The organism is Halobacillus sp. SY10, assembly GCF_045401165.1.
GTDB classification, from domain to species: Bacteria; Bacillota; Bacilli; order Bacillales; family Halobacillaceae; genus Halobacillus; species Halobacillus aidingensis.
The window spans coordinates 2,374,720-2,394,250 of the sequence record NZ_CP174345.1; the positions used below are offsets into that span (position 1 = coordinate 2,374,720).

Genomic DNA, 19,531 nt, shown 5'->3' on the forward strand with positions numbered 1-19,531 from the left:
GACCTGCAATTTTTCTTTAAATTCTATCTAGTTAGCTCCCGTGGCATTAACTTAATTTCTCCACGATAATTAACTAATTCTCCATCTGAGGTTTGAGAACCACCAATAAAAACTTCAGGAGATATAGTAAACTTTCTAAAAACTGATTCATTAAAAATGTTGTGAAAAGTAACCCTAAGTTCAATTTGTGGTATATCTTCTTTTTTGATGTTTTCTTCTATTAGTAGTTGATATACAATACCTAAGAAGCGCCTGTAAGTAAATGGTAAATTTATAACATCTTTGTTGTCAGGCATAATTAAAGGAAGTATCTGAATAGCAAAATCTTCATCAAAGTATGTTCTACCTGCCTCATTAAATTGCACATAACTTTTACTTAGTTCATAAAATCGATTGTCTAAATTAAATGGTTGAATGAGCGTTAGCCATTCTTCAAAGTTCAGCTCATTCCATTCACACTTAACAATTTTTGCAGGTCCAATTCCAATATTCAGCATTTTAAAAGTTACTTGGTCATTTGCTGTTCTCCCATAGCCAAGCTCCATCTCATATTCATATGTGTTTTTGCTCGGATATAAATAAATGTCAGGACGGACATCATCCCTTCTTTGAGCAGCCATTTCTTCTAACTGTCCTTTTGCAATTTCAGTATTTTTATTGGCAGCATTTGCAGAAAACATAGCTGCAATTGCTGCGATGGCAGTAGCTACCATTACAATTAATGAAATCATAAATTCTGCTGTATCCACGTACGGATCTATCCTTTCAATTCATTAAAATCATTAACTTTTTCTCAGTACAATACTGCTTAATTCAACCCAGTAATGAATATTCATAAACTTACTTTTAGCATAAACTAACTTCACGCTATAACAACCCCCAACTTAACCTCATTTACATTAAACTTTGAAACCAGAACCCAAGCCCTGTGCCAATATAGTTTCCAATAATATACCCGAGCGTACCAACAAGAAGAATGGGCACGATCAATTTATGCCAGCCTTTGGCAATCGCCATGGCTGCAGCTGTTGTGGGACCTCCCATGTTTGCGTTACTTGCAAGAAGGGTCTCTTCCAGATTAAATTTAAATAGTTTACCCAAAACCAGAGAGACTAGCACATTCATCAGAACAATGATTAAAACAAATACCAGTAATAAAGGTGATGTTGTTACTACAATTGCGATGGAAGCCGGTACCCCGATGACTACAAAGAATAAATAAATCAAGAACGTCCCAAGTTCCTGTGTTCCTTTGATGCTTTCGAACTGTCTGGGGAACAAGGAAACAGCCAGGACTGTAAGTGTCGTAAGCATCAGATAACGATCGCCAATGATACCGCCCAACACATGATAAATGATATTTACATCCTCGCCACCAGGAAGGACTCCGGCAAAAAAGTCTGCGAGATTAAAAGATACTGTAACAAGGGCGAATGCACTCGCCACACTGATCGCTATATCTTTTAAGGATATTTCTTTTCCTTTCCAGAAAGAAGCGGCTTGCGTTTCACTCTCATCTCCAGTAACGCCCGCTTCTACCTCATCAATATGAGGGGTTTTGAATCGGTCACGAAAAAATGAAAATGTCGGGATGGCCATCAAAACAAAGAAGAAAGTGGCCATCATCATATTGTCTGCAACAACGGTAGCCGAAACAAGTTCACTTGGCGTCTGGAATTTTGCGGCCATTGCTGCAAAGTTTACGCCACCTCCCGTATAGGACCCTGCCATCATGGCACCGATTTTATCCAGATGGGGAATCACATCTTTTAAGAGCATGAATGAGATGATGGTACCGGCGACTGTACCGATGGAGCTTAACAGGAAGATCGTCAGCATACGTCCGCTTTCCTGCCAAACCTTCTTGATATTCGCCTGAAACAACAGTAACGGAATTGCCAACGGTACGACATAATTCCAGACAGCATCATACACACTTGACTCAAGCGGGATCACATTTAAATTGGCCAATACCATGGCACCGATTAATGCAATGATTGCTCCGGAAATTTTCGATGCCCATTTGTACTTTTGCTCCAAATAAATACTGACTGCAGCCCACCCTGTCAGAAACGACCAGAGTGCCCACGTATTGTCGGACGATATTAAAGTGTTATCCATTTTGTTCACCTCTTTGTTATTTTTTAAAGCGTGGTGGTGTCCTCGCCCTAAAGAAAGTGCCTGAACCCCGCCGCCTTAACTCTTTAGCGTTGTGGGGTTCAGGCACTTTTCATCGTCAGCGTTTCAATTAACGAGTTGAATTAAGTAACGCTGATTAGGACAAACAGAAATCCTTGAAACCACTAATTACATAAATAAATTAAAAATGCTTGTCCCACTTCGTGAAAATCTCAAATTGTAAGATGGGGCACTCCCATACTAAATTTTATCTAAATCTAGTTTTATCCCTTCAATACGTTTCATTTCTAACTTCGCATCTTCATCAATCGTCCTCCACTTTTCCACACGCTCTTCAATCATATCCTTCACCACTTTAGAATTAGGGCCGCCATGAATGCTTCTTTTCTCAACGAACTGTTGAGGATCTACAATGGCTTTCCAATCTTCCTCAGTAATTTCCACCGTCTGAATCCAGCCATTTACCTCATCAACCTTAAGCTCGTAAAGCTCCTTATTTAAACTGGAGGCTTTTTTTGCCACCATGCTTGAGAGTCCATGAGCTTCTCTGAAGGGGACATCATAATCACGAGCAAGAACATCAGCCAGTTCTGTAATGGTAATCATGTTCATAGCGGCTTGGTTTCTCGCTTCTTCTTTATTGAAGGACATCGTTGAAATGACAGCTCTCATCAACTTCACTACTCGTAAAGCTTTTCCGAAACCTTCATAGAGGTGGGGCTGCAGATCATCCTCTGTGTCTACGATATCTCCATAAGGAGTGTTATGAATCATCTGCACAATCGTTAACCCTTCCCCCACTGCACTGCTGGCAAGGGCTCTTGAATGCTCCAAGGAAACAGGGTTTCTTTTTTGCGGCATAATGCTGCTCACTTGAACATAAGCATCTGACACTTTTAACAACCCTACCTCTCGAGAGGCCATTCTTAGAAACTCTTGAATCCACCGCCCCATATTTGTCATCAGGCTGACAATGGAAAGCCCGGATTCTAACAGGTAATCCCCCGTGGCAATAGCATCATAGGAGTTCTCCATAATTCCCTTGAAACCTAACAGTTCTTCTACACGGTGGCGATTAATCGGAAAAGCAGTCGTGGTAATAGCTGCGGCTCCCATTGGTGAACGATTGACCACATCATAGGCATTCTGCAGCCTTTGTACATCACGATAAAGGTTATCTGAGATAGCTAAGAGATAGTGGGCAAATGTCGTCGGTTGGGCTGGTTGTGTATGAGTATGTGCAGGCATCACGTTATCTACGTGATGTTTCGATTGTTCGACTAAGGCTTGCCCGAGTGCTTGTGTATGAGCGATCAACTCCAGCAAATGTTCCCGAATTACCAGCCGGTACATGGCTTCTCCCATATCGTTCCTGCTTTTCGCAATGTGCATTTTTCCTGCCAAGTCAGGGCCTATAAGCTCAGCAATTTTTGATTCAACTAAGAAAAATAAATCTTCGTAGACAGGATCATATTGGAATTCTTCTTTGTTCATTTGTGACACTTTTTTTACCCCATGGATGATTTCCTTTGCTTCTTCTTCAGTGATAATTTTTTGTTCTTTAAGCATCGTGGTGTGAGCACGGTGAACCATGAACATCGCATCGAAAAGGTATTCATGCTGATCTTTGAACACTGGTTTTAACAACTCATCGACATACGTCTTCCCTGGAAATCCGATGCCATCTTCCGATTCAAAGTTTGCCTTCAGTTTACTCATCTCTTCACCTCATCTATTAAAGAGTATTTTCTGATTTTACACCGAAAAACTTGTACGAAATGATCATCACGATGGCAATTAACCCGACTTGGATCATGCCGAAGGCCGCGGCCTGCCCTAAATTGAAGAGTCTGAGCTGGTTCATAATCTCTATGGATATCGGGCGGTTATCTAATGTGTACAGCAATACGGAGGTCGGGAATTCCCCAACAGCCTGCACAAACGCAAGCAATGTCCCACTTAAGACTCCCGGCATAATAATAGGTAAGACGACTCTTCGAAATGTATAGAACCATTTAGCCCCAAGGCTTTGGGCCGCTTCTTCAATCGAGTCATCCAGCTGCTCTAAAACGGCAGATGTTGAACGGACAACTAATGGAATGAAACGGACAAAATAAGCAAGTGGCAGAATCCAATAGGTTCCTACTAAAACTTGACCGAATGAAAATGGGGTTTCCTTGTTAAAAGCTAAAATAAGGTTCATCCCGACGACAGTGGCGGGCAAAGCCCAAGGAATCATCACAAGAATATCCAGTAAGTTTTTTCCGATGAACTTCCTCTTCACTAATGCGTAGGAGGTGATCATTCCAAACACGAAACATCCTAAGCAGGCGACAAAGGCCATAAATAAACTATTCCTTACAGGATCCCATATGTTCGGGTCTTCAAATAGCAGCCGGTAATTCTCAAGGTTAAAAGAAGTCGGATAGGTTTGCCACGTCCATGATCCTTCAGGGACAAAGGATAGAATAGCCAGAACGGTATGAGGCAGAAGCAGGACGATCATAGCAATGACCCCTAAACTCACCATAATCCACTTCAGTAATGGATTGCTGACTTCACTTCGGTGAGCTCCGATCCCTTTGGTTCCCATTCTGTAATCCTTCCGACTCTGAAACCAGCGCATAAAGAGCAGAAAGGAAATGGATATGATCGAGAGAATGACAGATTGAGTGGCCGCCATCTCCAAATTGCCATTAATTTTAGAAAAGTAGATTTGCAGACTTAGTACCCGATATCCTCCAGCAAGCAGAAAAGGAGCACTGAAGGATGCCATGGATACCATAAATACAAGAAGCGAAGCAGCCACTAAGGCCGGAGTCAGCAATGGAAAGGTAACCTTCCAAAAAACTCCGAGCCGGCTGGATCCTAAATTGGCCGCTGATTCTTCCAAGGATGGATCCACATTATTCAATGCCGACGATACCGTCATATAGAAATAGGGGTACATCGTATAGGCGTGCACAATCAATATTCCTGACACACCGCCAATGCTGAAGGGAACTTCTTCAAGACCGAAAATATCTCTGATCGCACTTGGGACTAACCCCGCTTCTCCATAAAGCCACATGAAAGCCATAACCCCGACCAGAGATGGAAGAACGATGGGCATGATAGCAATTCCAGAAAAGAAGGATCGCCCTGGAAAATCATACCTGGTGAAAATGAAAGCCAGTGGAATCCCGATGCAAGCGCTGAGCAGTACAGATAGTAAAGATATGTAGACAGAATTCCATAAAGCTTCCAGATTCGATTGGGCCTTAGGACCGAAAAAATCAATATAATTTTGGAGTGTCATCGATCCATTTCTCTTAAAACTCTCCAGCAATGTCTCTATAGAAGGATAAAGGACATAACCCACTAAGATCAGGACAATAGGAATAAGCAAGAATAGGGTTTTTCTTTTTTCAGCATTCAGCATAATGGGCGACTCACTCCTTCTTAGCCTTGGGTACGACACGCACTTGAGAAGGTGGTAATTGCACATATACTTGGGCATTTTCTTTCAAATACGTACTCGGCCCCTTGTTAAGGTCTGTGACTTTCAACGTGACATCACTCTCATGAATCGCGATGAAACTATGCACGGCTTCCCCTGTAAATTGAACCAAATGGACCTCGCCTGCAAAAACGTTTGGCCCGGACAACTCTTCCTCTGACACTTGGATGGCTTCTGGACGGATGGACATTTTCAACGGCCCCTCACTCATCTCCGGCTCAGGAGGAATGACAGCAATGCTTTTATTTAAACCTTCACTATAAAACTCTTCCTTATCTTCTTTCCATTCCACATCCAATAGATTGGTTTCCCCAATAAATTCTGCGACAAAATCATTGACCGGTTGATTGTAGATCTCCGTCGGTGTTCCGATTTGCTGGCAGTTTCCAACATTAAATACGGCAATCCGGTCGCTCATCGTAAGAGCTTCCACCTGATCATGGGTAACGTAGATCGTCGTAATTCCATATTCACGCTGCAACCTTAGGATTTCATTTCTCATCTCATCTCTTAGACGAGCATCCAGATTACTTAACGGCTCATCTAAAAGTAAGATGTCAGGCTCAATCACTAGGGCTCTTGCTAAAGCTACACGTTGTTGCTGCCCACCACTCAATTGACTCACTTGTCGATCGATGAATGGCTTCAATCTCACTTTCTCTAAAACATCTTCCACCCGCTTTTTGATTTCAGCTTTCTTCTTCTTCCTTACTTTCAAACCGAAAGCCACATTCTCATAAACCGTCATGTGTGGAAAAAGGGCATAGTTTTGAAAAACCATGCCCGTATTTCTATTTTCAGGAGAGACGGTTGTCATATCCTTCTCATTGAATTTAACTTTTCCTTCTGAAGGATAATAGAATCCGGCAATCATTCTTAGAGTCGTTGTTTTTCCACACCCGCTGGGCCCTAGAAAAGTAAAGAATTCTCCTTCTTCTATGACTAAATCTAAATCTTTCACAGCTGTAAAGTTTCCGAATCGCTTTGTTATGTTTGAAAGGGTGACAGACGACATTCCAACAACTCCTCTACCGTTGGTTTAGTTACCTGTTTCTTTTTCACTATTTTTTATATTATTGTCCCAATGCTCCATCCACTCTTCAGATTTTTCCTGGAATACGGCCCAATCAATGTCCATCGCATTAATTTCCGTTTCTTCGATCCACTGTGGAAGGTCTTCCACATCATCTCTTGTCGGTATGCGGTAATATTTATCTGCTAATAATTTTGCGGCTTCCTGAGTATTGACGAATTCATAAAAAGCTTTTGCCGCTTCAGGGTGAGGCGCGCCTTTAATCATAGCGATCCCTTCTGTCAGTACAGGGGTCCCGCTCTCAGGAATAACGTAGCTGAACGGATAATCTTTTTCTTCAGCGAGCATGACGGTATCAGGCATGTTCCAGACAGAAAGATTCCCGACACCTTTGGCGACTTGGTTATACATGATTTCCGGATTTGCGGCGTATTCTTTCGTATTTTCATCTAATTTTTGAAGCCACTCATAACCCGCTTCAGGGCTCTCCGTATCTTTGTAGTCGCGATAAATCATCGCTGAGTAAATGGTACGCATCGTGCCAGAAGCCAGCGGATAACGGATGATCAACTCATCTTCCCACTTCGGATCAATTAAATCATCCCAATCCTTAGGCGCTTCTTCTTCCGATATTTCTTTGTTGTTGTATAGGATAACCTCAGGCGTTTGTGACGTTCCTGTCCAATACCACTCTTCATCGTGATACATCTCATCCAGCGCGTCTGCATAACTTGGTTCATATGGCTGCAGAAGTTCTTCATTTTTCGCTTCATCGAACATTACCTGTGGAGCTCCCCACCAAATATCGGCTTGCGTATTATTTTCCTCCGAGCGGACACGGTCCAGTATCTCTTGCGAACCCATATCGAGAAATTCCATATCGACGTCATACTCTGCTTCAAATTGTTTCTCAAATTCGCTCAAAATGTCTTTCCCATGCGGAGAGTAAACAACTACTTTTTCTTCTAAATCTCCATTTTCACCACTGGATCCTTCACTTGAATCCCCATCCGTACTGCTGGACTCTTCGTTTCCAGCCATACAACCAGTAAGTATAAAACCAAAGACAAGTAAAAAAGCCCAAACCTTCACCCAATGAGTTTTCTTTTTCATTAGAAATGCCCCCTTCAGATTTGAATCACTGATTCATACTCTTTCAGAAATAAAGCGACTGCTCCGACAATACCGGCTTCTCTCCCAAATGTGGATGGGACTACTCTGCAGCTCTCTGGTGTAAACTCCTCTACAATCTTTGATAACGTTTGTTCGAATTCATCAAATGAACCGCTTACACCACCTCCTATAATGACTAACTCCGGGTTAAACAGTGAGATATAATTAGCGATTCCGAAGCCTAAATGTTCGACTGCTGTATCTACGATGTCCATCGCGTCTTGATCGCCTTGTCTCCTTAACTCGAACGCCTCTTTTGCTGTCACATGCTTATTTTTACGCTCAGAGAGGCGCTTTCCGATAGAAGCCCCGCTTGCTATGCTTTCCAGGAAGCCATATCCTTCAAAGGTTGGCTGGTACCCTTTCGCCTTTTGGGCATCCGTTACAAGGTATCCCATTTCACCTGCACTGTAACTACTTCCTCTATAGAGTTTTCCATTCAGAATCATTCCACTTCCAATACCTGTGCCCACCGCGATATAGATGATGTTCTCCAATGCTTTCCCTGCTCCTACCCAATGTTCGCCTAATACACTTGTGTTCACATCGTTTTCTACATATATAGGAAAAGGAAAGTATTGACTGGCCCGTTCTCTAACAGGGTAATTGACCCACTTCAAACTGGGGGCGTCTACAACAATTCCTTCCTTTACATTGGTCACTCCAGGTACGCCCATGCCCATCCCCATGATGTCATGGACGGATAGATTGAGTTCCTTCAACATATCGTGAACATCTTCATTCAAACGCTTCAGGAGATCTCCTTCCAAATAATCCTTTGTAGCAAACTCCCTGTATGCGTAAATATGGCCTTTTAAACAGGTAATGCCAGAAGCTATTTTTGTTCCTCCTATATCCACACCAATGACGTAGGAAGATTTAGGGTTGAATACAAGTTGTACAGGTTTTCTTCCACCAGTTACGGTAGATTTACCCGGGCCTGTTTCAAGCACCCACCCTTCCTGGATCAGGTTCTCCACCAACAAGGACACAGAGGGTTTACTCATATGTATTTTTTTTGAGATTTCAGAGCGCGATATCGGCTCGTGATCACGAATACATTTCAATACTAATTTTTTGTTCATGTTTTTGATGTATGCTGCATCACCCTTCTGCATGGCATGTGCTCCTTTATTACGATTGTGTTAGTTAGTTAGAACAACTTACTAACTATACTTCATTTATACTTGCGCCTTCCATAATTGTAAAATCATGTATTTAACTGAAAATAGTAAATAATTGGATTATGCTTCTATTACCTTTTATTCCCTTTAATTTCCTTTGTTTTTATAATATTTTGTATATTTTGTCAAATTAATCCTTTTGACTCATACAAAACAGGCCTAAAGGTAGTTCCAATATTTGTATAAAATGAATTATAATGACAACAAGTTAGTTAGCAAACTTAACTAACTAATCTATTTAAGGAGGAATTTTTTGAAGAATCTTGGCTATGTGTTGTTGATTATGTTGTTAATGATTTCAGGATTTACTTCCAGTCCCTCAATCAGCTCTGCTCAAGAATCAACCGCTTCGGAATTGGAACTATGGGAGTCAGTGGTGCCTTTGACGACTACCGCAAGTTTTATGAATACCGGTGCACACCCGGATGATGAAAGAAGCCAATTTCTCGCTTACTTATCACGAGGAGAAGGAATCGAGACCTCTTTCCTCTTGTCTACTCGAGGGCAAGGAGGCCAGAATGAAATAGGAAGTGAGCTTGGTGATGGTCTTGGTATTATCCGCACAAACGAATTACAAGCATCCTCCGATGTTCTAGGTATCGACATCTTCTTCCTGAACCAAGGTTTCGAGGATGATATCAAGGATTTCGGTTTCTCCAAATCTCCAGAGGAAACCCTTGAGAAATGGGGAGAAACAGCAACTTATGAGCGCTTAATTCAACACATCCGTGAGTTCAAACCCGATGTTCTCATGCCTTCCTTCCGCAACGTAGACTCTCAACATGGCCACCACCGTGCCATGACCATGCTTACCGAAAAAGCATTTGATGATGCTGCAGACCCCAAAGTTTTCCCAGAACAGCTCCAAGATGGTTTAACCACATGGCAGGCTAAAAAGCTTTACCTTCCAGCAGAAAGCGAAGAACAAACGACCATCTCCATCGAAATTGGAGCATACGATGAGCATTACGATATGACCTACCCTCAACTTGGTGAAAAGGCCCGATACTTACATGAATCTCAAGGAATGGGACGAGAAGTCGGGGATGGTCCTGTCACCGTTGATCTTCAACTCGTTAAATCTACTGTTGGAGATATTCCTGAAAAAGAGGATCATTTATATGAAGGAATCCCTTATGACTTCTCAGAGTATACAAGCGATCTCACAAAATCAGGTAACAAGTATAAACAAAGCCTGAAAAAACTCCAACATAACTTAGAGAAAGTCAAAGAAGCGTACCCGAATCATAATCAAGTACTTAGTCATGCCGAAAAAGCTTATCAACACTTACAGAGACTTCAATCACAAATGGCAAAAGAACACAAACTTCCTGAACAATTAAAGAATACTCTTCAACACAAACTTGAAGTTAAAGAAGAACAACTAACCCAAACCCTTTTTGTCGCGGGTCAACTTGATGTTGAAGTCGAAGTGGATGACCCTCAACTCACTTATAACGACACGACAAATGTAAGTGTGACCATCAAAAACAACGGCTCTAAGAATGTGCGCAATCTAGATGCGTCGCTCTCCATCCCCGAGGAGTGGGAAATGAAAGACAATGATAAGGAAGCAACTCTAAAACCTGGCCAGACGAAGACTTTTGAATATCAAGTAAAAGCATCCTCGAGAGACTATTATGATGCTTACGATTCTAGCAGTATAACAGCAGAGGTGAGCTTCCAAACGAGAAACAGTACGGCAACGAATGAGTACACTCCTGAAGAAAGAGTAGCCTTATTGCCTGAAGTCTCTTTAAAACCAAACCCGGAGAATCTCGTCATCAATACGAAAGACATTGAAGATACTCTCCCATTAAAAGTGACGGTAGAGAAATTTGCCGAAGGAGAATTAACGATGGACGTTTCTTTGAACCTACCAGAGAATTGGCAGTCAGAACCTGCCACCCAGTCGGTTAACTTTGAAGCTTCTGAGAAAGAAAAGGTGATTACATTCGACCTGATCCCACCAAAAGATGTGGACGAAGGAGCATTCAACATAACACCCGAAGCTCACGTGAATGATGTTCCTATCACTACGAATGTACAAACCATCCAGTACGACCATATTGGCACAAACTACTATCTTTCCAATGCAGATGTAGAAGGTGTAGCTTTCCCTCTTCAATACCCTGAAGGCCTTAAGGTAGGCTATGTAGAGAGTGGCTTTGATGAAGTCGCCGATCAGTTAATGAATGTGGGCATGGATATTACTAAACTGAGCGAACAAGATCTATCCAGCGCCGACCTTTCTCAATACGACACCATCGTGACAGGAATCCGTGCCTATCTTTCCAGAGAAGATCTTCTTCAACATAATGAACGCCTACTTGAATATGTAGAGAATGGCGGTCACCTTGTCGTTCAATATAATAAACCTTGGGATAATTGGAATCCGGAAACAACCGCTCCTTACAAATTGGTCATTGGTCAGCCATCTATTGAATGGAGAGTCACCCGCGAAGATGCGCCTGTAGAAGTGCTGAAACCAGAATCTCCATTGTTTAATTTCCCTAACACCATCCAACAGTCGGACTGGGATGGATGGGTTCAAGAACGGGGCCTCTATTTCCCAATGGACTGGAGCAGCGAATTTGAAACATTCGTGAGTGTAGCAGATCCGGGAGAGGAACCTTTCGAAGGTGGAATTCTTATGACAGATTACGGAGAAGGAACCTATATCTATTCAAACCTCGTTTGGTACCGACAAATCCAAAACCAGGTCCCTGGTGGATATCGGATCTTTACCAATTTAATCAGTTACCCTTATTACAACGAATAAATAGCATGATCACAAAAAATAACCCGTCTCCTTTTAAAATAGAAGGCGGGTTATTTTTAAATTGCTATTGAAAGTATTGAAAGTGCCTGCTCCCGATTCTATTAACTTTTAACGCACTGAACGTCAGGCACCATAGCCTTCACCATAATTACTCTTTGTGTAAACTTTCCCTTCCATTAAAAGGCGCGCGGTTCTGCCGACCTTAATGGACAACGGAAACTCATTATATATAGTTTCCATAACCCCCGCTGGGTGACCTATAGAAATGTTGTTGTTGTTCTTATCAATTATTTCAGAAAGGATCGTGCCTTCAATCTTACTGGCACCTGTGATACATACCGCACCTGTTATAGCCAGAGCTTTATGAGGCCGCTGCATGGACATCATTCTGACTAATACGTCAAAATCTTTTCCCTTATGAAACTTGCCGTCAGTATCCTTATAATCAAAAGGTTTAGAAACCACTGTTAATTTAGGCGTTGCCGGGGAAATCCTCGTAGCTTCAGACTTGGATGCGAAGCCGCACTTCTCAGCTGCTGCCGCCCGTATTTCTTCTAAAAGGTCGATCTGCTCCTTTGAGTACTCCTCTGGTGATTCATCTCCACGAAGACCTATATCCTGGGCACGGACGAATACCAGGGGATTTGCTATATCCACGATAGATGCGCGGATTTCCCCTAAAGAGCACGAGAGTAAATCGATTGGTCTACCTGTAGGAAGAACTTTTCCTGTAACAGCTCCTTCAGGATTTTCAAAGGATAAGAATATAGGAGAAGCACTCCCTGGCACACCAGGAATCGAATAGTCCCCTTCTGTTTTTACTTTTCCATTTTCCACTTCTACCTCAGCTGTAATTATTTTATTCGTATTTGTATTGTATATTCTTACCTTGGTGATAGGTTCTTCTATTGAAACAAGTCCCTTAGCTATTGCATAAGGACCGACTGCTGAAGAAATATTCCCACAATTCCCCTTATAATCCACCATTTGATCATATAAGCTTACTTGAGCAAAAGTATATTCAATATCATAGGAAGGGTTGCTACTTTTATTGATAATAGCCACCTTGCTTGTAAGAGAATTAGCTCCTCCCAACCCGTCTATTTGATTGGGATCTGGACTCCCCATGATATCTAGTAAAAACTGCTCTGTTTCCAGGTCATGTGCAGGCAAATCTCTCTTTTGCAAAAAGACCCCTTTACTGGTTCCTCCACGCATTAAAGTTATAGGTACTTTATTCATTTTAATGCCCTCCTTAAAGAAAAATGAATGTTGTCCAGATGGTACCCATAGCGTACAATGGAAATAATTATAAGAAAAATCAAAATTTTATATGAATGTATATAAATATATTTTATAAATAAGGAGAGTTTCATCTTATGGATCAAAAAGACTGGCAGATTTTAAATGCAATTGCAGAAGAAAAAAGCTTAACAAAAGCAGCTGAAAAATTATTTATCACTCAGCCTGCTCTTAGTTACCGATTGAAGCAGCTGGAAGAGTCCTTTCAGACCAAGCTTTTCTTTCGCACAAAAAAAGGAGTTGAGTTTACTTCTGAAGGCGAACTTCTTGTAGATTATTCAAAGGAACGGATTAAGGAATATCTTACATTAAAAGATGAAATTTTTAACATTGGTAATGAAGTGAGAGGCACGCTTCGGATCGGTGTTTCAAGTAACTTTGCACAATATAAGCTTCCCGCATTATTGAAGAAATTCTCTACCTCTTATCCCAATATTCAATTTAAGGTACAGACCGGATGGAGTACCGAAATCATGAACTTATTAAATCAATCTCAAATCCATTTGGGAATTCTCAGGGGGGATTATGATTGGGAAGGTGAAAAATCACTTTTAACGAAAGAGCAATTGTATATCATATCTAAAAACGAAATTTCACTAGATGAACTCCCTCAGCTTCCCTTCATTTATTACAAAACCGATAATTCACTAAAACAGCTGATCAGCAAATGGTGGAATGATCAATTTTCTCAATCTCCTTTAACTGCAATGGAAGTGGACAGACAGGAAACGAGTAAAGAGATGGTAAAGAATGATTTAGGATTTTCTGTTGTTCCCGAAATCTGCCTAACCCCTTCCGATGACCTGTATAAGGAAGGGTTAACCTATAAAAATGGAGAGCCTGTCTTGCGTGATACATGGCTAATGTACCGGACAGACTTTATCCAGCTTACTATTGTAAAAGCTTTTATCGATTTCCTAATCAAACAGCAGACTGTAAAAATATAAAAATATTTTATAGATGACAATAATATTTATCTATTTTACTTATAACAATGATTTTTATAACCTTATGACAACACAAAAAAGAAGGAGGACATCGCATTGAGGAAAATGTATGCGCTTACTTTGTTGCTGGTTCTTAACCTTTTTTTAGCAGGTTGCCAACCCTTATCCGTTGTCAGTTCTATTGGAACGAGTAGTAAAGAAGAGCAAGGTTATAATGAGGATCTTCTGACAATGGTCGTTCCTTATGGTTCAGGAGGCGGAACCGATGTATTTGCCAGGTTTATGGCAGCCCCCCTGTCAAACCACATAAAGAACCAGCCGAGTATTCAAGTTGAGAACGTCCCTGGCGGTGGAAGTATTACAGGAACAAATGAATATGTAAATTCTTATGATAAGGATGGGACAAATCTAGTAACAACAAGTGCTTCCACTCATATCCCCTATTTACTGAATCAATCATCTGTTCAGTATAGTTTTGATGAACTAACCCCCCTTGTTGGCGCACCTACAGGAGGTGTTGTTTATGGATCAACAGATTTAAATATTCAAGATGGTTTTGATCTCGGCCAAGTGAAAGAAAAGCTCTATTATGCAGGCATGTCTCCCACAGGATTGGATTTAACGACTCTACTCTCTTTTGAGGTATTGGAAATAGATGCCAAAGCAGTACTGGGTTACGAAGGAAGAGGTCCAGCAAGAGTAGCTTTTGAACAAGGAGAAAGTAATATTGACTTTCAAACAACGACATCCTATAAGCAGAACATAGAGCCTAAGGTGGAGAATGGGAAAGCGGTTCCCCTCTATAGTTTAGGGCAAATTGATGAAAACGGTGAAGTTGTGAGAGATCCGCAATTCCCTGACCTTCCAACTGTAAAAGAAATTTATAAAGAACTTCACGGGAGCGAACCTAAAGGACAAGCATGGGAAACCTACAAACATTTTCTAAACGCTACCTATACCCTACAAAAAGTGATATGGGTTCATAAGGATGCGCCTGAGAGTGCAAAAGAAGAATTGAAAAAAGCAGCCAACCAATTAATGAAAGATGAACAATTCCAGCAAAAGTCTTCTATTATTCTAGAAGATTATGAAATATACTCCCAGGCAGAGTTAGAAAAAAGGATAGAAAACTTAGAGAAAAATATGAATCAGGAAACAATCAATTGGATTTATGATTTCCTTTTAAGAGAACATGGAGTTGATGTCAGAAAACTATAGAAGCGGAGGGATATTATGATTGAAAGTGCAATAGAAGCCTTAAGTATTGTTTTAGATCGATCGAGAATTTTATTCATGTGCCTTGGTATTGGGCTTGGCATCGTCGTTGGCCTGCTCCCAGGTTTAGGCGGAACCGTAGGCATGTCTCTTTTACTTCCGTTTGTATTTGGGATGGACCCCTTTGTCGGCATGGCCCTGTTGATCGGCATGGTAGCCGTTGTCCATACTGGAGATACCTTTCCTTCTGTATTGCTTGGAATCCCTGGCTCTTCCGGATCACAGGCAACCATTATGGACGGATTCCCCTTAGCTAAGAAAGGCGAAGCATCCAGGGCGATGGGGGCTGCGTTATTTTGCTCTATGATCGGTGGAGTTATAGGCGGGGTTGCTCTTTATCTGGCGATTCCAATGGCTGCTCCGCTTATTACTAGTTTCAATTCACCGGTTTTATTTATGTTAACAATGCTTGGACTGAGCATGGCCGGCCTTTTAGCAGGAGATTCACCTGCTAAGGGAGCCTTGTCAGGTTTAATGGGTTTAATGATCGGCTCCATCGGAAGTGCTCCGGCTATTACGGAATACCGGTACACCTTTGATTTTCTATATCTTTCTAATGGTCTTTCCCTCCCTGTTGTCGCCTTAGCGATCTTTGCCTTTCCAATTCTCATTACAATGCTGACCCATAAGGGAAGCGTAGCGGAAGCGAATCACTTAAAAGGCGGGGTTTTAAAAGGCGTGGGTGATGCTCTTAAGAACAAGTTCTTAATCATGAGAAGCGCTGTCTTAGGAAGCCTGATCGGATTCATTCCCGGTTTGGGAGGAAGTGTCGTCGACTGGCTTGCCTATGGAGCAGGTAAAAAGACGATAAGAAATAATCAGTTTGGTGAGGGAGACATTCGTGGAGTAATCGCTCCTGAAAGTGCAAACAACGCGAAAGAAGGCGGATCACTCATCCCGACTCTGTTATTTGGCATTCCTGGCAGTGGAACAACTGCAATCCTGCTGGGCGGATTAATATTAATGGGGTTAGAAGCAGGACCAAGAATGTTGACAACCGATTTATCTCTCACTTTATCTATTGTTTGGACACTTGTGATTGCCAACATTATTGGAGCGATTTTATGTATGACTTTAGTTAAACCTATTGCCAAACTCAGCTTGATTCCAGGAGAGAAGCTGGTTCCCTTCCTAACCATCCTGTTATTAATTGGAGCTTACCAGAGTAATTTTGCCTGGGGTGACATTATAGCCTTTATCGCAATCGGTTTATTGGGTTATATCATGACGATCCTTGATTGGCCGCGTCCCCCATTACTTATCGGGTTTGTATTAGCCATATCAGCAGAAAGGTACTATTGGATCTCCATTGAAAGATACGGCTGGGAATGGCTCAGCAATCCTATCGTTATTTCGATCGGTGTATTAATCGTCATCCTTCTTACAGGAGGATCGATAATGAAAAAAATCAGCAACAACCTGCAGAGAGAAGGTGTATAAATGACTAAACAAACCCTAAATGTAATATTTACTTTTTGTATATTTATTGTTTTTGTCTGGGCCGCTGTTACTGCGCTTACTTTTTCCCGCTTAGCTCAATTCTTCCCTTTATATGTTTCTATCGCCGGGAGTCTTGTATCGGGTATTTATCTAGTAAAGGAAGTTGCAAAAATAATAAAACAAAAAAACCAAGGTTCGCATCCGAAAGTATTAATTGTTAAACCGATTGTATATATAGGATGGATTGTAGGTTACGTCATCACTATTTCTTTAGTGGGGTTGTTTGTTGCTTCTACTATTTACCTTATCGCCTTTTTACTTATAGAATCTAAGTTCACTTTCGTCAAAGCTCTCTACTCTACCGGCATTGCTTTAGTTATTATTACAGTTTTAAGCAATTTACTAAACATTGCATGGCCGCAGAGTGTATTGTTAGGGCTTTGAAGTGGAAGAGTGAAATGGATAAATAGGATCCACATACAAGAGAGAATTTTCTTAAAAACACCCGAAAACTTCCAATAGTTTAAAAAAACTATGGAAGGTGCCTGCAGAACTGTTGATTAGACATAATATCAGTACCTGACCCCCACCACGATAACACTTTAGCGTAGTGGGGGGCAGGCACTTTCAGTTAGGGAAACCTAAAGGATTTATACTTAAACACCACAAAAATAAATCAGTAGATAAGTTTTCACTATATATGTTTTACACATAGTGATTTTTGTTGTACAATACAAATATGAAAACAAATGATTCTTGGAAAGTGCAGTTACGTAAAGGTGTTTTTGAGATTTTAGTCCTTTCCTTCATTAGCAAGAAGCCGATGTATGGCTATGAAATTAATGCAGCCATTAACGAATTCCCAGAATTTGAAATTCCAAATGGCACCATTTATCCCATACTTCGAAGATTGCTTAAAAACGAATGGGCTACTGCTTATTGGATGAAGTCATCGAGTGGACCAGAGCGTAAGTATTACGAAATAACTGAAGAAGGAGGTAAGATCTTAAAGGATCGAATTGAGTTTTACAGAACACTGAACGATACGCTTTCGTCCCTAGAGTAAGGAAAAAGGAGCTGGAAAATGGATAAAAAACAATTCTTTTCTATTGGCAGTGTAAGGAGCTATCTTGATGATCTTAACAAAAATTTGCAAAGCTTACCATTAGAAGAGAGAAATAAATACTTAGCAGAAATAAAAGCAGATATACACGCTAGTGCTTTGGATATCGAGGAAAACAATAAGATTGAAAGTGAAGAAGTTCTAGCAAAAGAAACATTGCAATCGTTTATGTCACCGGAAAATTTGGCAGACGAAATACTCAATGAACATAAAAATGATTTTGCTGATAATCATAAAGCTAATAAATCTACTGCTCAACTTTTCACTGGGTTTAGTGTCGGGGGCCTAGGAGCTTTATCCGTTCCTATACTTATCGGCTTTATAAATATTTCTGCCACCCTTCCATTTCTTATCGCTATACTAATCGGTACAGTAACAATAATAGTAAATAAGAAAGTACTTTGGAATCAACAGATGGTTAGTTACTTTAAGAAGACAATAAGATATTCCACATTTGGGTATCTTGCTTTAGGGTTCGGATTCTTTGCAATTAGATTGATCATTTCAGGAGAGCTCGACAATTTCGTTATTTATTATACTTTATTCTATTTGGCTATTGGAGCCCTATACATTTTAGCCTTAAATAAAGTTTATCAAAGAAAAGCAGTACAGTTGCAATAATATTAATAGCGTTTCTTGTAATTAAACCAAAATAAAAGAAGCGCATCTAATTAGATGCGCTTCTTAATCTTATGTTTTAAATTGATCATTTTAAGTAAAGGAGCAACCCACAAGGAAAGCTGCATTACATGCCAGGGAAGCTGCAACACCAGCAGCCGGAATAAATACTGCAAGTCCACCTGTAGCTGCTGTACATGCCAGCAAACCAGAAGCGCCACAAGCAAAACTGATTCCGTTAAATGTGAAGTCAGCTGTTTGGAACTGACCAGATCCCTCAGTGTTGGAAGTTTCCTGTTTAACATCATAGGACGCTAAACTTTGAACTTGGAAATCTTCAGCTAACGTAGTGTCAACTTTATTAAACTCGTACCTGATTACCTCATCCTTTGCTAAGTCTACCCACACAGCTTTTTGTGCAAGCTTATTTTCATTTTTAATGTAGAATTCTGTAACGATTCCTACATGTTCATAAACCTTCTCGTCATCCTTTAGGTTTTTAAAACTAATGTAACTAGACGTTTCCTCTTCCTTAGTATACCCCTCTGCTTCCAACTGGTCGAAAATCATGGCGTAATCAGCATCTTTTTCGGAAACCAAATGATCCAATTCATTTACAACGCTTTCCCCAGGTTCCATATTTGTTGTAGTCCCATCTTCCTCAAGCTGGGCAATCAATTCATCAACATTGGCACCTTGGCATTCCTCACAATCACCAGATAATGTAGAAGCTGCGCTTACTGGGGTAGCTGTGTTTGCAAATGGCATGGCTAGAAGTGTGATAGCCATCATAGAAACTAAAATTTTCTTCACATGACTTCTCTCCCTTTTTTTGTAATTATGTTGCAACACAATAAGAACTTTATCACCCTTATTTTACAAAAACAACATAATTTACCAAAAGTGGTACATAAGTTACATACCTAGTGAGTGGAAATAGTAAATAAGATTCAAGTGTAGTTGTTTCTTATATAGTTAAATTTTATATACCGCTAGAGTATTGACACCTAGATAGC

Annotated in this window: 16 protein-coding genes; 7 read left to right on the forward strand and 9 right to left on the reverse strand. The window is 40.8% G+C overall.

Annotation, left to right across the window (positions count from 1 at the left end; all coding sequences use genetic code 11):
- Positions 1-23: 23 nt before the first annotated feature.
- The 7 genes from ACJA3J_RS12125 to ACJA3J_RS12155 all read right to left on the reverse strand — a co-directional run bounded on the left by ACJA3J_RS12125 (position 24) and on the right by ACJA3J_RS12155 (position 8,962).
- Positions 24-749 (reverse strand): hypothetical protein, encoded by a 726-nt coding sequence (locus ACJA3J_RS12125; protein ID WP_406944131.1) that lies wholly within the window; start codon positions 747-749, stop codon positions 24-26.
- A 145-nt stretch (positions 750-894) separates the two neighbouring features.
- On the reverse strand, positions 895-2,121 hold the full coding sequence (locus ACJA3J_RS12130) for a DUF819 domain-containing protein (RefSeq protein WP_406944132.1): 1,227 nt from the start codon (positions 2,119-2,121) through the stop codon (positions 895-897).
- Positions 2,122-2,379: 258 nt separating this feature from the next.
- Positions 2,380-3,858 carry an argininosuccinate lyase gene (gene argH, locus ACJA3J_RS12135; protein WP_406944133.1) on the reverse strand — a complete coding sequence of 493 codons (1,479 nt, stop codon included), beginning with the start codon at positions 3,856-3,858 and terminating at the stop codon, positions 2,380-2,382.
- Positions 3,859-3,874: 16 nt separating this feature from the next.
- Positions 3,875-5,560 (reverse strand): ABC transporter permease, encoded by a 1,686-nt coding sequence (locus tag ACJA3J_RS12140; RefSeq protein WP_406944134.1) that lies wholly within the window; start codon positions 5,558-5,560, stop codon positions 3,875-3,877.
- 10 nt (positions 5,561-5,570) lie between these two features.
- Positions 5,571-6,653 (reverse strand): ABC transporter ATP-binding protein, encoded by a 1,083-nt coding sequence (locus ACJA3J_RS12145; RefSeq protein WP_406944135.1) that lies wholly within the window; start codon positions 6,651-6,653, stop codon positions 5,571-5,573.
- 24 nt (positions 6,654-6,677) lie between these two features.
- A complete protein-coding gene (locus ACJA3J_RS12150) occupies positions 6,678-7,784 on the reverse strand; it encodes an extracellular solute-binding protein (RefSeq protein ID WP_406944136.1) in 1,107 nt (368 codons plus the stop codon).
- 14 nt (positions 7,785-7,798) lie between these two features.
- On the reverse strand, positions 7,799-8,962 hold the full coding sequence (locus ACJA3J_RS12155; protein WP_406944137.1) for an ROK family protein: 1,164 nt from the start codon (positions 8,960-8,962) through the stop codon (positions 7,799-7,801).
- A gap of 319 nt (positions 8,963-9,281) precedes the next feature.
- On the opposite strand from ACJA3J_RS12155, the gene ACJA3J_RS12160 reads away from it, so the two are divergent.
- Positions 9,282-11,810, forward strand: a complete 2,529-nt coding sequence (locus ACJA3J_RS12160; RefSeq protein ID WP_406944138.1) for a PIG-L family deacetylase — start codon at positions 9,282-9,284, stop codon at positions 11,808-11,810.
- 123 nt (positions 11,811-11,933) lie between these two features.
- Here the strand turns inward: ACJA3J_RS12160 and ACJA3J_RS12165 are convergent, their stop codons facing one another.
- Positions 11,934-13,052 carry a 2-methylaconitate cis-trans isomerase PrpF family protein gene (locus tag ACJA3J_RS12165; RefSeq protein ID WP_406944139.1) on the reverse strand — a complete coding sequence of 373 codons (1,119 nt, stop codon included), beginning with the start codon at positions 13,050-13,052 and terminating at the stop codon, positions 11,934-11,936.
- A gap of 137 nt (positions 13,053-13,189) precedes the next feature.
- On the opposite strand from ACJA3J_RS12165, the gene ACJA3J_RS12170 reads away from it, so the two are divergent.
- The 6 genes from ACJA3J_RS12170 to ACJA3J_RS12195 all read left to right on the forward strand — a co-directional run bounded on the left by ACJA3J_RS12170 (position 13,190) and on the right by ACJA3J_RS12195 (position 18,518).
- Positions 13,190-14,059: a LysR family transcriptional regulator gene (locus tag ACJA3J_RS12170; protein ID WP_089652976.1), complete on the forward strand. Its 870-nt coding sequence runs from the start codon at positions 13,190-13,192 to the stop codon at positions 14,057-14,059.
- 105 nt (positions 14,060-14,164) lie between these two features.
- Complete coding sequence (locus tag ACJA3J_RS12175) at positions 14,165-15,277, forward strand: hypothetical protein (protein ID WP_406946295.1); 1,113 nt, start codon at positions 14,165-14,167, stop codon at positions 15,275-15,277.
- Positions 15,278-15,292: 15 nt separating this feature from the next.
- Complete coding sequence (locus ACJA3J_RS12180) at positions 15,293-16,774, forward strand: tripartite tricarboxylate transporter permease (protein ID WP_406944140.1); 1,482 nt, start codon at positions 15,293-15,295, stop codon at positions 16,772-16,774.
- Positions 16,775-17,218, forward strand: a complete 444-nt coding sequence (locus ACJA3J_RS12185; protein WP_406944141.1) for a tripartite tricarboxylate transporter TctB family protein — start codon at positions 16,775-16,777, stop codon at positions 17,216-17,218. It abuts the gene before it with no gap.
- A 295-nt stretch (positions 17,219-17,513) separates the two neighbouring features.
- Positions 17,514-17,840, forward strand: coding sequence for a PadR family transcriptional regulator (locus ACJA3J_RS12190; protein ID WP_115823862.1), 327 nt, complete (start codon positions 17,514-17,516; stop codon positions 17,838-17,840).
- Positions 17,841-17,858: 18 nt separating this feature from the next.
- Positions 17,859-18,518, forward strand: a complete 660-nt coding sequence (locus tag ACJA3J_RS12195; protein ID WP_115823825.1) for an HAAS signaling domain-containing protein — start codon at positions 17,859-17,861, stop codon at positions 18,516-18,518.
- Positions 18,519-18,608: 90 nt separating this feature from the next.
- Here the strand turns inward: ACJA3J_RS12195 and ACJA3J_RS12200 are convergent, their stop codons facing one another.
- Positions 18,609-19,328 (reverse strand): putative immunity/bacteriocin fusion bifunctional protein, encoded by a 720-nt coding sequence (locus ACJA3J_RS12200; protein ID WP_406944142.1) that lies wholly within the window; start codon positions 19,326-19,328, stop codon positions 18,609-18,611.
- Between the last annotated feature and the right edge of the window lie 203 nt (positions 19,329-19,531).